The sequence below is a fragment of the Yersinia alsatica genome, assembly GCF_902170305.1.
Taxonomy (GTDB): Bacteria; Pseudomonadota; Gammaproteobacteria; order Enterobacterales; family Enterobacteriaceae; genus Yersinia; species Yersinia alsatica.
On sequence record NZ_CABHWW010000003.1, the window covers coordinates 105,082 to 124,267 of the forward strand.

Below are 19,186 nucleotides of genomic sequence, written 5' to 3' on the forward strand. Positions count from 1 at the left end.
TGCGGCGGGAGTTATAATTTTAGAGTCGGATATATTTCATATTGATTTTTCCGGCTACAACCCAGGAGCGCACATGAAAACTAAACTGAACGAACTGCTTGAGTTCCCTTGTTCTTTTACCTACAAGGTAATGGGCATCGCTGAACCTCAGCTGGTTAACCAGGTGGTTGAAGTGGTACAGCGCCATGCTCCGGGTGATTATACCCCACAGGTAAAACCGAGCAGCAAAGGCAACTATCACTCCGTTTCCATCACCATCACAGCAACCCATATTGATCAGGTGGAAACGCTGTATAAAGAACTGGGCAATCTGGAATTAGTACGGATGGTGTTGTAATTCAGCCCATTTTGCCTATTGGTAAAACATCACATCAATTCAAGCTCGCCTTATAATGGCTCGGACTGGTTATTCTCTCCGGGCCTTATTTTTACCTTAAATTCTATATTGGTGCCGCTAACTCAATGAATTTAAGTGAAAACCTATTTTTAAAATCTTAATCTATTTTTTAAAATATCAAAATAGTAGCCCCACACTTCTGGACTGGTATACTGACGCCACCATTTCTGTAACCAGATGATGCCTCGCTTGCAACAACACAAGATCATTTTACGCCAGCTAGGGTTACAACCCTATGCCCCCGTATCTCAAGCCATGCATAATTTCACTGAGTTTCGTACTGAAGCCAGTGCCGATGAAATCTGGCTGGTTGAGCATCAGAAAGTTTTTACTCAGGGCCAGGCAGGAAAAGCCGAACATGTTCTGATGCCCGGTGATATACCGGTTATCCAAAGTGACCGCGGCGGGCAAGTCACCTATCATGGCCCCGGCCAGCAAGTCATGTATGTCATGATTGATCTCAAACGTGCCAAAGTGGGGGTGCGGCAGTTAGTCACCGCCATTGAGAACACCGTGATACAAACACTCGCCCATTTTGGTATTGAGTCACAAGCGCGCCCAGATGCGCCCGGTGTTTATGTTGGTCAGCAGAAAATATGCTCGCTGGGGTTACGCATTCGCCGAGGCTGTTCATTTCATGGTCTGGCATTAAACATTGCCATGGATCTGGAGCCCTTCCAGCGCATTAACCCCTGCGGCTATGCCGGAATGCAAATGACGCAAGTCAGTGCGCTGAAAGCCGGTACAACAGTCGCTGATATCCAACCGATATTGGTGCATGAATTTACTCGCCAACTGGGTTATCCCGAGGCAGAACAACAGCCTTGGTCACTGGCTGACTATGTATCATCTGACGCATTATAAGTTACCCGCAGCAGCCACTAACACTTACAAAATTGGGGGCTGAATGGAGTGGGACAAAGATGATATAATTTTTAAACAATTTTCAAATATTTTTTAACGAACGCCACATCCCGTTGAATTTAATGAAAAATCTCAAATTGAGAGATTCAGAACTGGAACCAGCACGATTATGAGTAAACCGATTCAGATGGAACGCGGCGTCAAATACCGCGACGCAGATAAAATGGCGTTAATCCCGATTAAAACCGTGGTTACCGAACGTCAGGAGCTGCTACGTAAACCCGAATGGATGAAAATCAAGCTCCCTGCTGACTCCAGCCGTATTCAGGGGATCAAAGCAGCAATGCGTAAAAACGGTCTGCACTCGGTTTGCGAAGAGGCATCCTGCCCTAACCTGTCGGAGTGCTTTAACCACGGTACCGCCACCTTTATGATCCTCGGCGCTATTTGTACTCGCCGCTGCCCATTCTGCGACGTCGCCCATGGCCGCCCAGTGACCCCTGATGCCAATGAACCAGAGAAACTGGCTCAGACCATCAAGGATATGGGATTACGCTATGTGGTGATCACCTCGGTTGACCGTGATGATCTCCGTGATGGCGGTGCGCAGCATTTCGCCGATTGTATTTCAGCAATCCGCGCCAAGAATCCAACCATTAAAATTGAAACCTTGGTGCCCGATTTCCGTGGTCGTATGGATCGCGCACTGGATATTTTGACTGTCACACCACCGGATGTGTTTAACCACAATCTGGAAAACGTTCCTCGGGTATATCGTCAGGTTCGCCCTGGCGCTAACTATGAGTGGTCGCTTAAATTATTAGAGCGCTTTAAAGAAGCTCACCCTGATATTCCGACCAAGTCTGGTTTGATGGTAGGTTTGGGTGAGACCAATGCAGAAATCGTTGAGGTGATGCGTGATTTGCGCCGTCACGGGGTAACCATGTTGACACTGGGGCAATATTTACAACCTAGCCGCCACCATTTACCGGTACAGCGCTATGTTAGCCCGGCTGAGTTTGACGAGATGAAAGCTGAAGCAATGGCGATGGGCTTCACCCACGCAGCTTGCGGCCCATTTGTTCGTTCTTCTTACCATGCTGACCTGCAAGCTAAAGGGTTAGAAGTCAAATAAGCCTATAGGGTCTGAGCTGATGTTCAGACCTGGTTGACTGAAATATTTTATTACACCTTAGGCAGCAGAAAGGCAAAAACGGATTTCCATTGGAGATCCGTTTTTTTGTTATCAGCCATTATCGGATCGCTGATAATGCTGGAGCTAATAGATGACTAATCTTCCGAAGTCGCCTAAATACCGGCTAAAACTCGCAGATATAATCAGTCCTTATGCTCAATAGGCGGTGTGGTTTTGGCTTCTGTTGCTGCTTTAGATTCAGCCGTTGTCGTTGCCGCAGGTGCATCATCATTGCCCATGGCCTTTTTGAAGCCTTTAAGAGCAGCGCCTAAATCTGCACCCAGCGTCCGCAGCTTGCTGGTGCCAAACAACAACACAATCAATATGCCGACTACCAGTAATTTGGTAATACTGAGACCTTCCATATATACCTTCTTGGTTAGCACTGTTCATTAAATCATGGACTATTTACGAATAAATTATTGATTAAAACAACAGTAATATGTAACAGATTTCGTTAGTGAACTATGATTTACTCAAGAGTCTGTACTTACTTATTTTTGACTCATTCCGGATGAGACATTGCCGTTAACATCCCCCTAAAGCAGAAAAAACGAGGGAACCGCCAATTGCCTTATTCAAGTAGAATAAATACCCGCCGATCCGGGTTAAGTTTTGCTAAAAGAACCTATTTACCGCGAGCATTTGGCTTAGGTATTGGCATGTTTTGTGTCGGCTCAGTGTTGTACACGGAAAATGCTTCATTGTGGCTATGGATTGCGCTGGCCATCAATGGGCTCATCTGGCCACATATTGCATTCCTTCTGGCCCTGCGCTCTGAACAGCCGTTTGAGCAAGAAATAATTAATATGAAAATAGACTCAGCGCTAGGCGGCGTTTGGGTCGCAATAATGTCATTCAATGCCCTACCATCGATTGTTATTCTCTCCATGATGAGTATGAACAATATTGCCTCGGGTGGAAAAAATGTTTTCTACAAAGGGCTGGCATTACAAATCGCCTGTAGTTTACTGACCGCATGGATATTTAATTTACCCTTTAGGCCCGAAACATCACCCATCCAAGTTTATGCGTGCCTGCCAATGATTATTATCTACCCTTCCCTGCTCGGATTAGTCACCTATCGAACCGCAAAACGTCTGGCCGAAAATAAAGAAGAGTTACTGCGCATCAGTGTAAGAGATGGATTGACCGGGCTGTATAACCGCAGACATTGGGAACATCAGCTACATAATCAATTTGACAGCTGTCGGCGCTACCAACACGGTGCCACACTGATTTTACTTGATATTGATAACTTCAAATCGATTAATGATACCTTTGGTCATGCTGTCGGTGATGAGGCTATTACTGTCCTTGCCGAAGAGCTATTGCTGGGGCTGCGAGCCATCGATATTGTTGGCCGCTATGGGGGTGATGAGTTCGGGGCTATTTTGCCCAATACGACGGCGGAGCAAACCAGAGAAGTCCTTACCAGAATCCAGGAAAAACTGGCCGGTTTAGCCTTTGCCCAAGCCCCCCCTTTACAACTCAAAGTTAGCGCCGGTATTGCCGACTACCGGCACGACATGATTAACTATCAGCAATGGCTAAAAGCCGCTGATTCCGCACTGTATTTGGCAAAAGATAATGGCCGTAACCGTATTGAATTAGCGAGTTGAACAAGGTATTCGCACAAGGATACCCATAAGAATAGGTATTTATGTTTAATACATTACTTGCAGTATTTATTGGTGGCGGTGTGGGTAGCGTTGCCCGCTGGCTAGTCAGCATGAAGCTAAACAGTCTATCAAGCAATATCCCGGTGGGGACACTTATCGTAAACTTGGCGGGTGCCTTTATTATCGGCTTGGCATTAGCCCTATTTACCCGAATGACCCATATTGACCCCGTTTGGAAATTACTGATTACCACTGGGTTTTGTGGTGGCCTAACCACGTTTTCCACTTTCTCAGTTGAAGTGGTCTATTTAATACAGGATGGGAAATTAGCCTGGGCAGCTGGGACTGTCTTACTTAATTTAGCCGGTTCACTCGCCATGACTATGCTGGCTTTTATGTTGGTCAACTCTATTGCTAGCCAATAAATTCGCGAGTCAATAAACCATCTATTACTCAGAGTGTTAATAACATTGATTCAGGCACCTATCTTGAGGGGAAAATATTCCTCACTGGCGGTCACCCTCTTAATGTTTTCTTAATCTTCGGGCCGGATAATTATTCAGCAAAGAACAGTTAGCCATTGGGGTGACTGATGCGCTGGATAGATTCTATGTTTAGTGTACCCAAGACTCGGGTTGAATGGATAACAGTGATTTTTTGCCTGTCTATCACCTTCATTTTCTTAAAAGAATATCTCTTTTAACAAACATCCTTTCTTGTGCCAATTCAATGCCATAAATAAAAAACCCGCCTATTGAGGCGGGTTTTAAGAGATATGGGCTACTTAGATAGCGATAACATTAGCAGCAGATGGCCCTTTAGCACCAGTCGTGATTTCAAATTCTACACGCTGGCCTTCAGCAAGAGTTTTGAAACCGTTGCTAGCGATGGCTGAGAAATGAACGAAAACGTCCTTGCTGCCATCTTCTGGGGTGATGAAACCAAAGCCTTTAGCTTCATTGAACCACTTAACGCTACCTTTAATCTTAGACATCAAACTTACCTTTACGTGAATGTTGGACACAAAATGTGTGTCAAATACAGTACAGCAATAGAACCGTTTTTTGTCCACGGCAGAGATCACAAAAAACAGAGAAAAAGTGAAAAAGTCGCCTTTTCTGCTCAATTTATAGCACAGAAATCCATATTTCTTGCTTTTACAACTCACCTTAACTAGGTCTAAAAGACGCGACAAAACCACCAGACTGTATCTGAAAGCGATTCACCTGTATTATACTTACCCATTGGATTCGCTAATATGAGATGCATGATGAACGGTAGAATAACAACTTTTTTTGAAGATAAAGGTTTTGGGTTTATCACCGATGAGAACGGAGATAACCGTTATTTTCACGTTATTAAAGTTGCTAATCCCGAGATGATCAAAAAAGGTGCGGAAGTGACTTTCGAACCGACAACCAATACCAAAGGATTGTCTGCATATGCGGTAAAAGTGGCCATTGAGAGCAAGTATATATTCATTGCCAATGAGAGAATCAAACTCACCAGCATTAAGTCATTTAATACTTTCACCAAAGAAGTTCCTGCACAGGCTGAGGTTGATAAAGCCAATACCGTCCTCTCAGTAAATTTACTGATGAATAAAATCCGGCCGCAGGAAGAAGATATTTCAGAGAAGACCGTGCCATTAAAAATGCTGTCGATTACTACATTCCAAAATGTAACTTATACATTTTCTGAGCATGAAGTTGATATCGACGCTACGGTGGCGAAGTTGAAAAGTATTTAATACTGATGCTTTTTTACTGAAGCAGTTGCAGAGTATCCCCCATCAACAGCCCCAAATGACATAACGCTGGGGCTGCCCGGGGCCCTCCCCCGGGAGACTGATGCTGGCATCCCTGCCCGCTAGCACAAGAAAATCCCTTTGGTATTCTCTGGTGTTGACGATAAAACTAACCAAAAATTCAGTCCGTTTTTTGTATTAACTATTTGAACATAAACATTTTAATTAACTCAACGTCAGTACGGGCACCCAATTTCTTCATCGCAGACCGTTTTTGCCCACTGACTGTTTTTTCACTCTTCTTCAAAATTCTGGCGATATCTCCGCCCGAAAAACCTTCATTAAACAACTTCAATACAATATTTTCATTTGGTGTTAAATATTGTCGATCCGAGGACGGTAGACTCAACACCTTAGTGACTTTGCGCTCAGTTAAATTATCTTTAATCCCACGAAGCCTACGTTTAAGCACCGCAGTGATCTTATTCGTTGCAGTATCGACTGAGTCTTCTCTAAAGATCATAGTGACATTACTGAATCGTGGGATGCCCTGCAAAAAGCTATTCAATCTGGCATCGCAAATCAAAAAAACATCTGCTTCTGAAGGCGCTTTATCCAAACGTTTTAATGCTTCAAAAAAGCTGAACTCATCTACACCAATAAAAATGATATCTGCCGAATAAAATGCCTTCCGATAGAATTTAATCTCCTTTTTAAATCCTAACGATGTAAATATCTTTTTTACGATAGATACCATACCTAGTGTTTGATATTTATCGTTATCAACTATCATGCAACTTATCATATTGGCCACACCCGTTAGTGCTTCAGCACTCTATGAATTGTTAACTCACGTCTACATGTGATTAAATGAAATATCATTAAAAATTAGAAAGATAGACTAGATATATCCTTATTTTAGTAGACCACAGGGGGGAGAGGAGATATATAGGATGTCAACACCTAGGAGTGTAGGAAACGTCTTTTTCTGTCAGACATCTTTCCTGACGATTTATTTATAATTAAGTTTCTCAAACGTGACAGCATTGAGATTATATGTAAAAATATATAGAAATTAGTAGCCTAAATAGGAAGGTTCAGATGCAAAGCCTACGCCCTATGAAGCTGTATATCTCATCTAACCTTATTCTAAGTCAGACTACTTTATGAGAAACGTTGGTTTACATGCTCTCAAAACGTTGAGCTGTTTTTCTGCTGTTACTTTTTATTCAGCCAGTAAAACCTGTACTGAACAGTGTTTTTTAGGCGGCGAAGTGATGAGCGTTTTGTACTTTTTGTCGATCATCGCGACTCCACTATTCTTCATGATTATCGGTTATATCGACTCAAATGATGAAATAGATCAACAAGATATCCTAAGAAAACTAAAGTCGATAATAAGCATTATTATCTTCTGGAACGTGCTTTTCTTCTTTATCAATGAAGATGGTTTCAAACGTGGATATTTCTTGCAGAGTTGGCTGTTATTCAGCATTGCCATTATTTATCTCATTAACCCAATAATCTCTAAGGTGTTAAAAAGTAACAGAACGGCAATAATAACCCTCTCCTGCTTGGTTATATTTTCTATTTCTATCGACTTGATTAGTGCATTCAGTGAAAGGCCATATCTGATTGATTTTCCACAATACTTTAGATTATGGACTTGGGTTTTCTATTATATAGCGGGCAGATTCCTATGTTCGAGGGTTTGCCAAAGAATAACTAAATTGCCAAGAGTACGTCTTGCCGCCAAAGTGCTCCTTATCCCGACAGCCATTTCCATGTATTACTATGAAAGTTTTATGTCGATACATGTGTATAAAACAGTGAATGCAGGCTACTTTCTCGATAATTTACACGTTTTAATCCTGAGTTTATGTTTATTTGTCATATTTGATAACTTTAATACAAAACACGAATGGATAAGAAAAACGTTAGCCTATATCAGCCCATCGATGATCGGGGTCTATATTCTGCATGATGGTATTTTCTACTTTATCTCCAGCGCATATAACTTATCCGATGTCACACTGAGGTTCACTCTGCTGTTCTCCGTATTCGCAGCATCAGTATTGTTATCACGAATTCTGTTACTCAATAAGTACACGTCGCGCTTTATATCATTTTGATTGATACGACCCGCCCCCAGTGAGCGCGGGTCGTATTATCAGGACGTGGTTTTAGATAGAGAGAAAACTCATCGCAAGTGGCGTTGATTCAAACGTAAAGCCAGTAACATGATAGTCAGGCTAAAAAATACCGTAACACTGGCCATGGCCATTCCATCCCCGACCGAACCTTGCTCAAACTGACGCCAGACAAAGATTGATACGGTCTGGACACCCGCAGGTGACAGCAATAGAGAGGTGACCAACTCCCGCGCCGCCACAGCAAATACCAGCATCATTGATGCCATTAAGCTTGGGAATATCAATGGCAGAACAATGCAGCGCAAAGCATTAAATGCCGTAGCCCCATGGACTCTCGCCGCCGACTCTAGATTCCCACCAATTTGTGCTAGTGCCGCGCCAACATAACGCACCGGATAAGGCAGTAACAGGCAACTGTACGCCATTAACAAGATAACCCAGCTATTGTATGGGCTAATGGGCCAGAAGCTGTGGTTCCAAGCCAAAATTAGCCCCACGCCAATTACTATCCCCGGTACTGCTGCGGGCAGCAGTGATAAAGCATCAATGGCTGTCGCCCCACGAACTCGTCGCCCCACCACCAACCAAGCGGCAAGAAAACCTATCACTCCGGTCAATATGGCACTGCCCAACGCCAGCGAGATACTGGTAGTCAGTGCGGATAAACCCTCACTTTCCCCACCCAATAATCCAGAAAAATGCTGAACTGTGAGATTGCTGAGAGACAGGCCACCGGAAAGCGTGCGAGAGAAGGCGGTTGCTAGCATCGATGCTACCGGCAGCCCCACAGTGATCAATGCCGTACCGGCAAACAGAAAGAGTACCGGCCACCGCCAGCCCCCCAGATGCCGTTCAATTACGGGAGCCGGTTTGCCGGTTGTTGTTTCCACATTGCGCCCACGGACAATGGCTCGTTGCAGAGTAAATGCCGTCAATGCAATAGCCACTAACAACAGTGACAATACCGCCGCTCCCGGCAAATCAATCGGCCAGTCCGCCAGCCGCTGTTCAATGCCCGAAGTCATGACTCTGACACCCGAGCGGCTACCTAACGCCGCCGGTACGCCATATTCCTCAATCGCCAGAGTGAATGCCAATAGTAAGCTGGCCGCCATTGCAGGAAGTGCCAATGGCAATGTCACTCGCGCAAAAGCCTGCCACGGCCCTGCGCCGTGCACTCTGGCAACCTCAGCAAGTCGATGACCGCTGGCTGCCATACTGCGCGAAACGGCGAAATAAACCACCGGGAAAATATTCAGCGTCATCACCCCAATAATACCGGGCAGAGAAAACAGCCATTCACTCAAGTGCAGTGAGAATAACTGTTCCATATACCCCTGAGGTTGTAGCGCCAGCATCCATGACAGAGCCGCAATATAGGGAGGGATAAGAAATGGCACCAAAAATAACAGATCCCAAACGCGCGCCAGAGGCAAGGAGAATAATCCCCGCAATGCGCCTAATGGGATCCCGATAATGGCACTGCCCACAGCAACACCAAGCCCGACTTGCAAGGTGCCGCTCAGTAGCTCCCCTAACCCTGACTGATTGAATAGTAGATAAAAAGCACTGAAAGGTGCGCTGAATAAACCTTTTTCCAATTGAGGAAAAACCGCCTGAAGCACCACAAAAAAGACCGGTATCGCAACCAATAATAGTAACGCCGCCAAGGTCACCAATGGCAGTAAAGAGAACTTTTTCATCCCATACTCCTGCGCGCACCGGTAAAGGCACGCGCGATATCCCTGAGATTAGCGCTGACCAAATAGCGTGGCAAAACGCGATAATACCGCCGTACGGGAAGCTGAAGCACCATCCCCTTCCGGCAGTAATGTCAGCGATTTGAACAGGGGTCGCTTAGCCTCGACATCTTGTCTGGCGGGCATCAACCATGCGTCCGCCACCGCCTGCTGTCCTTCTGGCGATAAAACATAGTCGATGAAAGCTTTTGCCTGCTCAGGTTGTGGCGTACTTTTCAGAATCATCATTGGTCGTGGCGCAATAACCGTGCCGCTGGCTGGGAAAATCACTTTAATTGACTCCCCGCTTTCAACACTGCTGTAAGCGACATAATCTACTGCACCAAATACAGCTGCTTTAGCCCCTTGCAATACTGGCGTCAGCGCTTGCGCATTTGGCCCAGCAATGATCATGCCATTGGCCCTAAGTTGTTCAAACAGTTGCCAGGCTTTTTCACCTTGAGCATTCTGTAGTCCAATCAATAAATCGAGGGAAGCCCCTGACAGCGCAGGGTCTGGCGTAGTGACTTTATCTTTAAACACTGGTTGAGCAAGATCTTGCCATTCATGGGGCTCCGGCGTCCCACTTTTGCTATTCCATACAATGCCCAATGCGGAAATACCCTGAGCGACATAGTAAGGTGTTTTAAACTGCGGCGGCACTTGTGCAGCATTCGGGCTTTCATAATTGAGCAACCAACCACGCTGCTGCAAATCGGTGGCAGTATCCCATGAAGCTGAAATCAGGATATCGGCACGAGGATTGGCTTGCTCCGCTTCCAGTCGTGCCATAACTTTGCCAGTAGTCGCCTGAAAAATATCAACTTTTACGCCGCTTTGTTTTTCATAACCCGCAGCCAGTTTTTTTGCCAGAGTCCCCGGCCCTGCGGTATACAGTGTCAGCGCCTGAGCACTGCCTGCCGCCATAGTCAAAGAAAGCGCCATACCCACTATCACTCCTGTTCTCTTTACGTTAATCAGCTTTGTGCTCATTCCATTTATCCCATAGGTTATTAAAGTACTGAAATATCAACAATCTGGCCCTTAGATAGCCGAGCTATACGGTGCGCTAACACGGTGGCCTCAGCATGATCATGAGTGACATAGACCGCCGTGGTACCCAGTTGGCGCAGTAGCACCCGCATCTCTTGGCTCAAAGACTCACGTAATTCACGATCCAGGTTTGATAGTGGCTCATCAAACAGCAGCACTTGTGGCTCGGCAACAATGGCCCGGGCTAATGCCACCCGCTGCTGCTGACCCCCAGAAAGTTCAGACGGGCGACGACGAGCAAAATCAGCCAACCCGACGCGTGCCAATGCAGCATCGATGCGCGCCTGTTTGAGTTCACCGCGCACTCCGCGCATCTGTAGGGGAAAGCCAACATTTTGCGCCACGGTCATATGCGGCCACAGTGCATAATCCTGAAATACCATTCCCAACCCACGTTGCTCAGGAGGCAGATTAAAGTTCTCACCTGCTATTCGTTGCTGACCAAAATGAATTTCACCCGCAGAGGGTTGTAGCAAGCCGGCTAAGAGTTTTAGTAAGGTACTTTTCCCGCAACCAGAAGGGCCTAACAGCGCCAAAACCGTACCTTGTGGCACGTCTAAATTGACATTATTGAGCACCTGATGATGGGCAAAGGAATGAGATATCCCGGACAATGAAATGCCCGCAGTTTGCAACATATTGGGTTGGCTCATGGTTAGTGCCAATCAATAGCGCAATCGCTATAAAGTGAAGGGGGATAAATATCATGTTGAACGGCATTATAGATACCGTATTGCGGTAACAACCAGCGTGCGGCAGCCGCCCGCGCTGATAACAGCAGGGAAAATAACATGGTGGTATCCTCTTTGGGACTTAATATCGGAAATGCGAGTGTATTCAGCTAACGAGGCATTTTTATTGCAGGAATAAGACTAATAAATGACAACGACATATCTCTCTACTGAATTTGAATCAAAGTCAGTGTATTACCAAATACCGCGCCAGTATCAATATAAAGCTGGTTTTTAAATAATGACGGTTTTACTAAGGGGGTGTGACCGAAAATAAATTTATCTGCCCCAGTAATTTCATTACTTTCCCCCTTCATCGCCGCATTCAGACGTTTACGATTCCACACCACCAATTGTTCACTAACAGGCTTGCCGTAAACATATTCATCAGAAGGATAATCAGCATGGGCGATAACATATTTTCCGCTATCAGTATTGACCTCAATGACTAACGGCAGTTTTTCCGCCAGTTTAATCAACTGTTCGGCCTGATGTTTCTTGCCCTCCTCCAGAGAGAAAAACCACCGCCCGCCATTTGCAATCCAGGTGTCAAACTCCCCTCCAGCCACGACATCAATGGCCATTTGCTCATGATTGCCACGAACAGCACGAAACCAATACGCATTAAGCAGTTCATAACATTCAAGATTCTGTGAACCACGATCAGCAAGATCCCCCACTGAAACCACTAAGTCAGTCGCACGCTCAAATTGGACACGATCCAGAGCATCCATCAATTTTTTATAACAGCCATGAATATCACCGACAATAAAGATACGGCGGTATTCACTTCCCTCTATCCGATGGTACATAACAGGCTCCACGGTCAATGCATTGCCTCTATTGATCTTAGCTTAATTGACCATTTTTTGAGCAGTCACCTCGAGGGTTTGGTAAAAAATAGCGGGAATATTGTGACGACCAGCACATGTGCATTTTTTTATGTGCTCGATATGAGTCATACCTGTACTCCTACAGGTGTATTTGGTCAAATGGGGTGTCGAGTAAGGGCCTTATCTGGCTCAACTTCAATCTGACATGACCATGAGGAAATCCGATGTCTATCTCCGCACGAAATCAGTTAGCTGGAACAGTCCATGCCATTATTGAAGGTTCAGTCAATGATGAAGTCGTCCTGACTTTAAAGGGCGGGGAAAAGCTAACAACTGTTATTACCAAAACCAGCTGCAAAGCATTAGGATTAACAGTAGGTAAACCGGCTGTCGCCCTAATAAAGGCGCCTTGGGTTATTTTAGCTTCTCTGGATTGCGGTTTAAATTTCTCTGCCCGTAATCAATTTACCGGTAAAGTCCAAACTGTCACAAAAGGCGCTGTAAACTCTACTGTTCATGTCGTTACCGTTAATGGATTGGTGCTCATTTCGGTGATTACTAATGAAAGTCTGGAAGAGATGGCATTATCTGTAGGGAGTGAGGTCACTGCGTTATTTAAAGCATCAAGTGTGATTCTCGCCACCAAGAAATCCTGATAATATTCATCTTGGTTTTTGCACTGAGTGATAGCAATATAGAGTAAGCCGCTCTCTGGCGGCTTACTTAGCATAACTAAATATTGATGTATTGGCCGCTCCATTTACAGTGGCCGATAAATATCCCTATAATGAGTTAATCTTTCCCGAAAGAAATCGCGTTCCTCCGGTGAAAATTTGGCTTCAATCTCATCAACATTAATCTTCTTTTTTTGGTTTTCCATAAACGCAACCGTGGATGCCACAAAGTCCAGGCTGGTATGGCAATAGGCAGAAACAAGCTTCTCAAGTGCTGACATTTTAACCCCCTCATGCGGCCTAGCACGCCCTCTAAAATAACACAAATAATTATCATAAAACCGTGACATGGATCAACTTATAAGGATCATTTGTCATAGTGAACGCCAGTGCTGGCGCCGTTATCAATTCAATTAGGTTTAGATGACACTGGAGTATTGTGCGGTTGATCGATGTTTGCAGTTGATCGATGTTTTTTCGCTGGTTTTCCGTTATCTTCTTGGGCAGCAACCAAACACTAACAATGTATAACGAGAGCTGAACTTAAATGCGAAAGACAACGATGATAATGATTGCCATAGCCCTGGCAGTATTTGCTTACACTCACTTTACCGGAGCTTAGGGCGGAAGAATCAAACCGCCCTAAATACTCATAATGCAACAGTGTGTTACAAAGCGAGTTGTTCCTCTTCATGGTACTGATTTTGCCACATGGCTGAGTATCGTCCATTCTTAAGCAATAATGCCTCATGCCGCCCACGCTCTACGATCTCGCCGGCTTCCATCACAATAATCTCGTCGGCATCAATGATGGTTGATAAACGGTGAGCAATAACCAGTGTGGTGTGATCTCGGCTGACTTCCCGCAGATGGGCCTGAATCTCGCGTTCAGTATGAGTATCTAATGCGCTCGTCGCTTCATCAAAAACTAAAATAGCCGGATTTTTAAGGATAGTGCGCGCAATTGCCACTCGTTGTTTCTCGCCGCCAGACAACTTAAGCCCACGTTCTCCGACCCGAGTGTCATAACCATCTGGCAGACTAATGATAAAATTATGAATATGTGCGAGTTTTGCTGCGCGCTCAATCTCTTCAAAGCTTGAAGAGGTTCTGCCATAAGCAATGTTATAACGCAGCGTATCGTTAAATAACACGGTATCCTGAGGGACAATACCAATAGCTTCACGCAGACTCGCTTGGGTCACATTGCGAATATCTTGACCATCAATATAAACCGCGCCATCAGTGACATCATAAAAACGAAACAGTAAGCGAGAGAGTGTCGATTTACCTGCACCTGATGCGCCGACAACCGCCACCGTTTTACCTGCGGGAATAGTAAAACTCACTTTATTTAAAATAGGTCTGCGCGGATCATAACCGAAACTCACTGAGTCAAAACGTACTTCACCTTTGGTAAGATGCAAAGCTGGTGCATTAGGACGATCTGTAATTTCTTTCTTAACCATCAACAAATCGAGCATATTCTCCATATCAATTAGTGCCTGCCTGATTTCGGAGTAAATAAACCCAAAGAAATTGAGCGGCTGATATAACTGGAGAAGATAGGCATTAACCAGAACAAAATCGCCGATGGTCATATGGCCTTGCGTGATACCTTTCGCCGCCATAGACATCATCACAACCAACCCTATCGAGATAATTGCGGTTTGCCCAAGACTTAATGCTGTAAAACTGAACTGATTTTTTATCGCTGCATATTCATAGAGTTGACGCGAGGTATTGAAACGCTCGGCTTCGAACTCTTCATTACCAAAATATTTTACCGTTTCATAATTTATCAAGCTGTCGATAGATTTTGTATTGGCATCCGCATTGGCCTTATTTAGCTCCCGCCGAAAACGCGTTCGCCAGCTCACCGCCACCACGGTAAACAGGATATAACACGCCACAGTGACTAAAATGGCGACGGCAAACCAACCATCTAGCAGATGCCACATGATCAGAGAGACCAGTGTTATCTCAAATAAAATGGGGAATATAGAGAACAATATACGTGAAAGAACTGTCGCTACGGCTTGTGTTCCACGTTCGATAGATAGCGATAACCCTCCCGTTTGCCGATCAAGATGAAAGCGTAAACTGAGCTCATGTAATTGTTTAAATACTCGCAGGCCAAGTAATCGAGTTGCATTCTGGCTGATATGTATAAACATGACGTTACGCAGTTCTTCAAATAAAGAAGCACTAATTCTCGCGACCCCATAAGCGACAATAAAACCAAGAGGAATCGCCATCATCTTGGCGCTTTCGCTGCTTAATGTATCGACCATAGCCTTATAGGCGAGCGGAACCAGTGTCGTGCTGACCTTGGAAACCACCATAAATATGACGGCAGCAATCAGGTAATAGCGCAGTTTGCGGTTATTTTTAGGCCACAAATAAGGTAGCAGAAACTTCAGTAAACGGGAGCGATCCATATATAGGTCTTTGTCATCTCAGGTGAAACAGCTGTCATTGTTTTTTTATATTCTGCCACGTATCAGAGCAATGGCCTAATCAGGCTGCGTTGTCACAGCATGAGGATGCAGATAAAGATCGTTCATATTTTTTGACTAATACCAGCAATTCTCTTCGATATTCAAATTATGTGATCGGAGTAACATTTCTTCTATCGAAAGCAATCAGCTTTCCCCTGAACAAACAGAAGAGAATTTATTATGAAAACAACTATCGCCGCACTCGCCCTCATCGCAGCAATCTTGGCACCAACAGTTTCAATGGCAAATATCGGTGACCATGACAGCTACCAAGGCACCTACCCTGTAAGCCAGGGCCAAAATACCAATACAGCCGGCCAGACCGCGAAAAACTAATAAACTAAAAGTCCCACTTGGATTGAGTGGGACTTTTTATTATTACCAGTCAACAACACTATTAGTCATGACTAAAATCAGTCTCCCAATGCATCAATACCCGCTGTTTAATATCATCGGGATAAGCATAATCGAATGAGCTAATAGCCCCATGATTTTCCGGTAGCAGTGCATCGATAATAACGCGCTTCCCCTTACGGTTATGACGCTCTTCCTCAGAATAACAACTCAATAATGGTAAAATACAACTTTCATAGAAATAGCGTTTTCTCTCAGGATGTATACGCGTTGCTAACGCCCAAAGTAGGGACTCGGTATCCGCGGGGTCAACATCATCATCCAGCACAACAATTTTGGGTAATTTGATACTATTTCGTGTTTGATGAATAACATCTCCCACCTTTTTAGTTAATTGTTCGCTGGTCAAATCTGGATGAGTCTGACGCCAATGACGGTTAATAGAAACAATCATTAAGTGACAGGCGGAATATAGTGGTACCCAAACAAAAGACACGGGCAAATTCGCTGTCAATAATATATTTTGAATAGCGGCTGCATCACCTATTCCTGAGCAAGTGTGATATTCATCAACCGGTTTACCCTCAGCCACGACTGGCCAAATGGGGTCATCTTGCCAACTGATAGCTGTAATGGAAAGAATAGGTTGCAGAGAGTTTTCATTCGGGATGTACCCGGCAAATTCACCGAACGGCCCTTCAACACCTTCGCGGGTAATAGCAAAATAACCTTCAATAACCACTTCCGAGCTGGCGGGTACTCTTAAATCGTGGGTTTCACATTTAACAACCTCAATCCCCTTGCCATAGAGCGCACCAATATATTCTGCCTCATTAACATTACGTTCAAGAAGAGGTAATCCAGCAATATACGGAACAATTGGCTCACATCCCTGAACCAATACATAAGGCATAGGTTTACCAATTTTCACCCACTCTTCCCATATATCAGAAATATGCTGGCTGGGAAAAACCAGTGCAATCATCTGCCGGTCATTAAGATATTGCACTCGTTGTATTGACCAGTTACACCACTGACCATCAGGTGATTCAACAATAAAAACACCCCAGGTATTTACGTAGCGGTTGCCATCGTGTTGATGAACCTGAGGTATAGGAAAGTGCACTAATGAGGCATCCTCGCCACGTAAAATATTTTGCTTACAGGGTGCAGAGTTACTGTCTATTTCTACGGGTAAATAAGGCGTTTTCTTTAATCCATCAATCAGATATTGAACAATAGACTGTGCGCTTGCTGTTGTTGATAACCCCAATGACATCGCCACTCGTGAGAGTGGATATTCAGGATTAGATGACAGTGCTGCGAGCCCCCCCACAATTGAGCAACCAGGATAACCTTTTATATTTGTCATTAATGGGACTGGCGCTTTGGTTTCCGTGCTGCGTCGAATTATTGCAGCCGCTTCCAGGTAGCTATCAACTGGACGGTTAATTATCCTTAAATCACCCTGCCTTTTAAGAAGATTTATTTGTTCGCGTAGACTTTTTAAGAACATGATATACCTCAGAGTTAGATGTTAAGGCATTAATTCAACACAATTTCTGGTAACGGTAACTCATCGGAAATAATTGCTTTTGATAGACGAATAATGTCTTCATCCAGAGGGCGATCTTTATCAAGTACCGGGGTGAAGCGACGAACTGCGTGATAAAATTCAGCAACTTCAGGCGCAATAGTCGGTAAGTTGTCTCTGAGAGTTAAAGCCTGTGCTGCAGTAATTAATGTCATTGACACAACATCTCGTAGCTTGATTTCCATTTCAACAACATCCTGTGCAGCATGTGTTCCCAGACTGACGATATCCTGATTATATTGCTCTGTCGGCATAGTATGAATTCCTGAAGGGGAACATTCGCGACGAATTGCAGCAACAAGTGCAGTCTGTGAGAGTTGAATACCTTTCATTCCTTGATATATCCCGGGGACAGGGCTAAGCGAATTTGCCAATCCATGAGAAAAGCGTTCATCCATCATCAGGGCGACTATTGAGTGCAGATGATTTGCAAGTAAGGCTATATCCAGTTTCAATGCATCCATGGTTCTTGCTATATGGTGCCCCATAAAGTTGCCCCCGTTTAATACATCTCCGGTATTAGGATCTATCAAAGGATTATCATTAGCTGAATAGGCTTCGCGCTCAATAATGGTTTTGGTGTAAGCCAAGGACTCGGGAATAATACCTAATATTTGCGGGACACAACGTATTGAATAAACTTCCTGAACTGTCGAGTCTAATCTCGTCACGACACCACTATTAGATCGGACATTAAGTTGCTGCTTAAGTTTGTAAAGCAAACTTTCCTGCCGAGAGCCTTTCAGGAGTGTGCGTAATGTGGCGGCAATTGCTTTTTGTCCCGGATGGTTTTTTATTTCTTGAATTCGGGGGTCAAAATGTTCATCGGAAGCTTGCAATGCTTCAATCGCCATTGTAATTCCAGCCACTCCTGCTTTAAGTGTTTTCTCCAGTCTAACAACTGCAATTGCACTAATTCCGGTCATCATCCGCGTACCATTAATCAGAGCCAATCCCTCTTTTGCTTTCAGAGTTATAGGTAATAAACTGGCTTTTTCTATCGCCTCTGCTGCGGTTAGCTCTGCACCACCATACCAAACCTTTCCTTCCCCACATAATGCTCTAGCAATGTATGTCAAAGGAATTAAATCACCACTCGCACCGACTGAACCATAACGAGGAACGATAGGAATAATGCCTTTATTAAGATGTTCTGCCAGCATTTGTGCTGTTTCTGGACAAATAGAAGACCAGCCACGGCAAACTGCAATTAATACTAGAAACTGAGCCGCCCGTACGTGTTCAGGAGGAAGAGCCGGGCCGGTACCAGCACACATAAATCGGAGTAAGTTATTTTGATGTTCTGCCATTGTGGCGGCAGGAACGATCATATTTGCATTACCGCCAAATCCTGTATTTACGCCATAAATAACTTCATTTTTATTCAGCTTTTCTTCTAACAGGCTTCGTCCATATTTAAGCCATTCCAATAAACCCTCATCTAAATAAACCTTTCTATTATTTACTGCGACGTCATATATATCACTAATCACCGTTGGTTTATCTTTTTTTATTAAAATAGCACCCATTTCATTATGAAATGACATATTAGCCCCTACTGATTTATAAAATTAATTTCACTATAGGTAGGATGCAATAGATGTCAATAATTGCCACATAATCTTAATGACATAAAAACAAATATCCTAAGGGTATTATTTAATAGTTAATTCACACAATAAATACGCATTATCAAAAATGAGATGCATTTAAATACAAGACTAAATAA

At 44.2% G+C, this 19,186-nt stretch carries 21 protein-coding genes; 9 read left to right on the plus strand and 12 right to left on the minus strand.

Annotated features, from left to right (window positions below):
- Positions 1–73: 73 nt before the first annotated feature.
- From ybeD to lipA, 3 genes are all read left to right on the plus strand, one after another.
- Positions 74–337 (plus strand): DUF493 family protein YbeD, encoded by a 264-nt coding sequence (gene ybeD, locus FTA96_RS00605; protein ID WP_004712247.1) that lies wholly within the window; start codon positions 74–76, stop codon positions 335–337.
- A 237-nt stretch (positions 338–574) separates the two neighbouring features.
- On the plus strand, positions 575–1,261 hold the full coding sequence (gene lipB, locus FTA96_RS00610; RefSeq protein WP_072077560.1) for a lipoyl(octanoyl) transferase LipB: 687 nt from the start codon (positions 575–577) through the stop codon (positions 1,259–1,261).
- A gap of 169 nt (positions 1,262–1,430) precedes the next feature.
- Positions 1,431–2,396 (plus strand): lipoyl synthase, encoded by a 966-nt coding sequence (gene lipA / locus FTA96_RS00615; protein ID WP_004712243.1) that lies wholly within the window; start codon positions 1,431–1,433, stop codon positions 2,394–2,396.
- 203 nt (positions 2,397–2,599) lie between these two features.
- On the opposite strand, the gene tatA is transcribed toward lipA, so the two are convergent.
- Positions 2,600–2,821 carry a Sec-independent protein translocase subunit TatA gene (gene tatA / locus FTA96_RS00620; protein ID WP_050108748.1) on the minus strand — a complete coding sequence of 74 codons (222 nt, stop codon included), beginning with the start codon at positions 2,819–2,821 and terminating at the stop codon, positions 2,600–2,602.
- Positions 2,822–3,025: 204 nt separating this feature from the next.
- Between tatA and FTA96_RS00625 the strand changes: the two genes are divergently transcribed.
- A complete protein-coding gene (locus FTA96_RS00625) occupies positions 3,026–4,078 on the plus strand; it encodes a diguanylate cyclase (protein WP_050108751.1) in 1,053 nt (350 codons plus the stop codon).
- Between the two features lie 41 nt (positions 4,079–4,119).
- Positions 4,120–4,503 carry a fluoride efflux transporter CrcB gene (gene crcB / locus FTA96_RS00630; protein ID WP_050122468.1) on the plus strand — a complete coding sequence of 128 codons (384 nt, stop codon included), beginning with the start codon at positions 4,120–4,122 and terminating at the stop codon, positions 4,501–4,503.
- 359 nt (positions 4,504–4,862) lie between these two features.
- Here the strand turns inward: crcB and cspE are convergent, their stop codons facing one another.
- On the minus strand, positions 4,863–5,072 hold the full coding sequence (gene cspE, locus FTA96_RS00635) for a transcription antiterminator/RNA stability regulator CspE (protein ID WP_004712236.1): 210 nt from the start codon (positions 5,070–5,072) through the stop codon (positions 4,863–4,865).
- A gap of 276 nt (positions 5,073–5,348) precedes the next feature.
- Here cspE and FTA96_RS00640 point away from each other — a divergent pair, with 276 nt between their 5' ends.
- Positions 5,349–5,828, plus strand: a complete 480-nt coding sequence (locus tag FTA96_RS00640; protein WP_050108754.1) for a cold shock domain-containing protein — start codon at positions 5,349–5,351, stop codon at positions 5,826–5,828.
- A 199-nt stretch (positions 5,829–6,027) separates the two neighbouring features.
- On the opposite strand, the gene FTA96_RS00645 is transcribed toward FTA96_RS00640, so the two are convergent.
- Entirely contained in the window at positions 6,028–6,618 is a 591-nt protein-coding gene (locus FTA96_RS00645; protein WP_050108756.1) for a helix-turn-helix transcriptional regulator, read from the minus strand.
- A 373-nt stretch (positions 6,619–6,991) separates the two neighbouring features.
- On the opposite strand from FTA96_RS00645, the gene FTA96_RS00650 reads away from it, so the two are divergent.
- Positions 6,992–7,957 carry an acyltransferase family protein gene (locus FTA96_RS00650; RefSeq protein WP_050108757.1) on the plus strand — a complete coding sequence of 322 codons (966 nt, stop codon included), beginning with the start codon at positions 6,992–6,994 and terminating at the stop codon, positions 7,955–7,957.
- A gap of 68 nt (positions 7,958–8,025) precedes the next feature.
- Here the strand turns inward: FTA96_RS00650 and FTA96_RS00655 are convergent, their stop codons facing one another.
- From FTA96_RS00655 to FTA96_RS00670, 5 genes are all read right to left on the minus strand, one after another.
- Positions 8,026–9,681, minus strand: coding sequence for an ABC transporter permease (locus tag FTA96_RS00655; RefSeq protein WP_050108759.1), 1,656 nt, complete (start codon positions 9,679–9,681; stop codon positions 8,026–8,028).
- 48 nt (positions 9,682–9,729) lie between these two features.
- Complete coding sequence (locus FTA96_RS00660; protein WP_145572968.1) at positions 9,730–10,710, minus strand: ABC transporter substrate-binding protein; 981 nt, start codon at positions 10,708–10,710, stop codon at positions 9,730–9,732.
- Between the two features lie 20 nt (positions 10,711–10,730).
- Complete coding sequence (locus FTA96_RS00665; protein WP_050108995.1) at positions 10,731–11,408, minus strand: ABC transporter ATP-binding protein; 678 nt, start codon at positions 11,406–11,408, stop codon at positions 10,731–10,733.
- 17 nt (positions 11,409–11,425) lie between these two features.
- Positions 11,426–11,563: a hypothetical protein gene (locus FTA96_RS23195; RefSeq protein ID WP_155410779.1), complete on the minus strand. Its 138-nt coding sequence runs from the start codon at positions 11,561–11,563 to the stop codon at positions 11,426–11,428.
- A 105-nt stretch (positions 11,564–11,668) separates the two neighbouring features.
- Positions 11,669–12,313 (minus strand): metallophosphoesterase, encoded by a 645-nt coding sequence (locus FTA96_RS00670; RefSeq protein ID WP_050122472.1) that lies wholly within the window; start codon positions 12,311–12,313, stop codon positions 11,669–11,671.
- A gap of 245 nt (positions 12,314–12,558) precedes the next feature.
- Between FTA96_RS00670 and FTA96_RS00675 the strand changes: the two genes are divergently transcribed.
- Positions 12,559–12,990, plus strand: coding sequence for a TOBE domain-containing protein (locus FTA96_RS00675; RefSeq protein ID WP_145572969.1), 432 nt, complete (start codon positions 12,559–12,561; stop codon positions 12,988–12,990).
- 104 nt (positions 12,991–13,094) lie between these two features.
- On the opposite strand, the gene FTA96_RS00680 is transcribed toward FTA96_RS00675, so the two are convergent.
- Together FTA96_RS00680 and FTA96_RS00685 are read right to left on the minus strand one after the other, a co-directional pair.
- Positions 13,095–13,289, minus strand: a complete 195-nt coding sequence (locus FTA96_RS00680; RefSeq protein WP_050108766.1) for a glycogen synthase — start codon at positions 13,287–13,289, stop codon at positions 13,095–13,097.
- Between the two features lie 387 nt (positions 13,290–13,676).
- Complete coding sequence (locus FTA96_RS00685; protein ID WP_050122474.1) at positions 13,677–15,449, minus strand: ABCB family ABC transporter ATP-binding protein/permease; 1,773 nt, start codon at positions 15,447–15,449, stop codon at positions 13,677–13,679.
- Positions 15,450–15,689: 240 nt separating this feature from the next.
- Between FTA96_RS00685 and FTA96_RS23200 the strand changes: the two genes are divergently transcribed.
- Complete coding sequence (locus tag FTA96_RS23200) at positions 15,690–15,845, plus strand: hypothetical protein (RefSeq protein ID WP_172665437.1); 156 nt, start codon at positions 15,690–15,692, stop codon at positions 15,843–15,845.
- Positions 15,846–15,906: 61 nt separating this feature from the next.
- Here the strand turns inward: FTA96_RS23200 and FTA96_RS00690 are convergent, their stop codons facing one another.
- Together FTA96_RS00690 and FTA96_RS00695 are read right to left on the minus strand one after the other, a co-directional pair.
- Positions 15,907–17,379, minus strand: a complete 1,473-nt coding sequence (locus FTA96_RS00690; RefSeq protein ID WP_145572970.1) for a UbiD family decarboxylase — start codon at positions 17,377–17,379, stop codon at positions 15,907–15,909.
- Positions 17,380–17,408: 29 nt separating this feature from the next.
- The gene (locus FTA96_RS00695) at positions 17,409–19,004 is read right to left on the minus strand and encodes an HAL/PAL/TAL family ammonia-lyase (RefSeq protein ID WP_145572972.1); all 1,596 of its coding nucleotides are present in this window, start codon (positions 19,002–19,004) and stop codon (positions 17,409–17,411) included.
- Between the last annotated feature and the right edge of the window lie 182 nt (positions 19,005–19,186).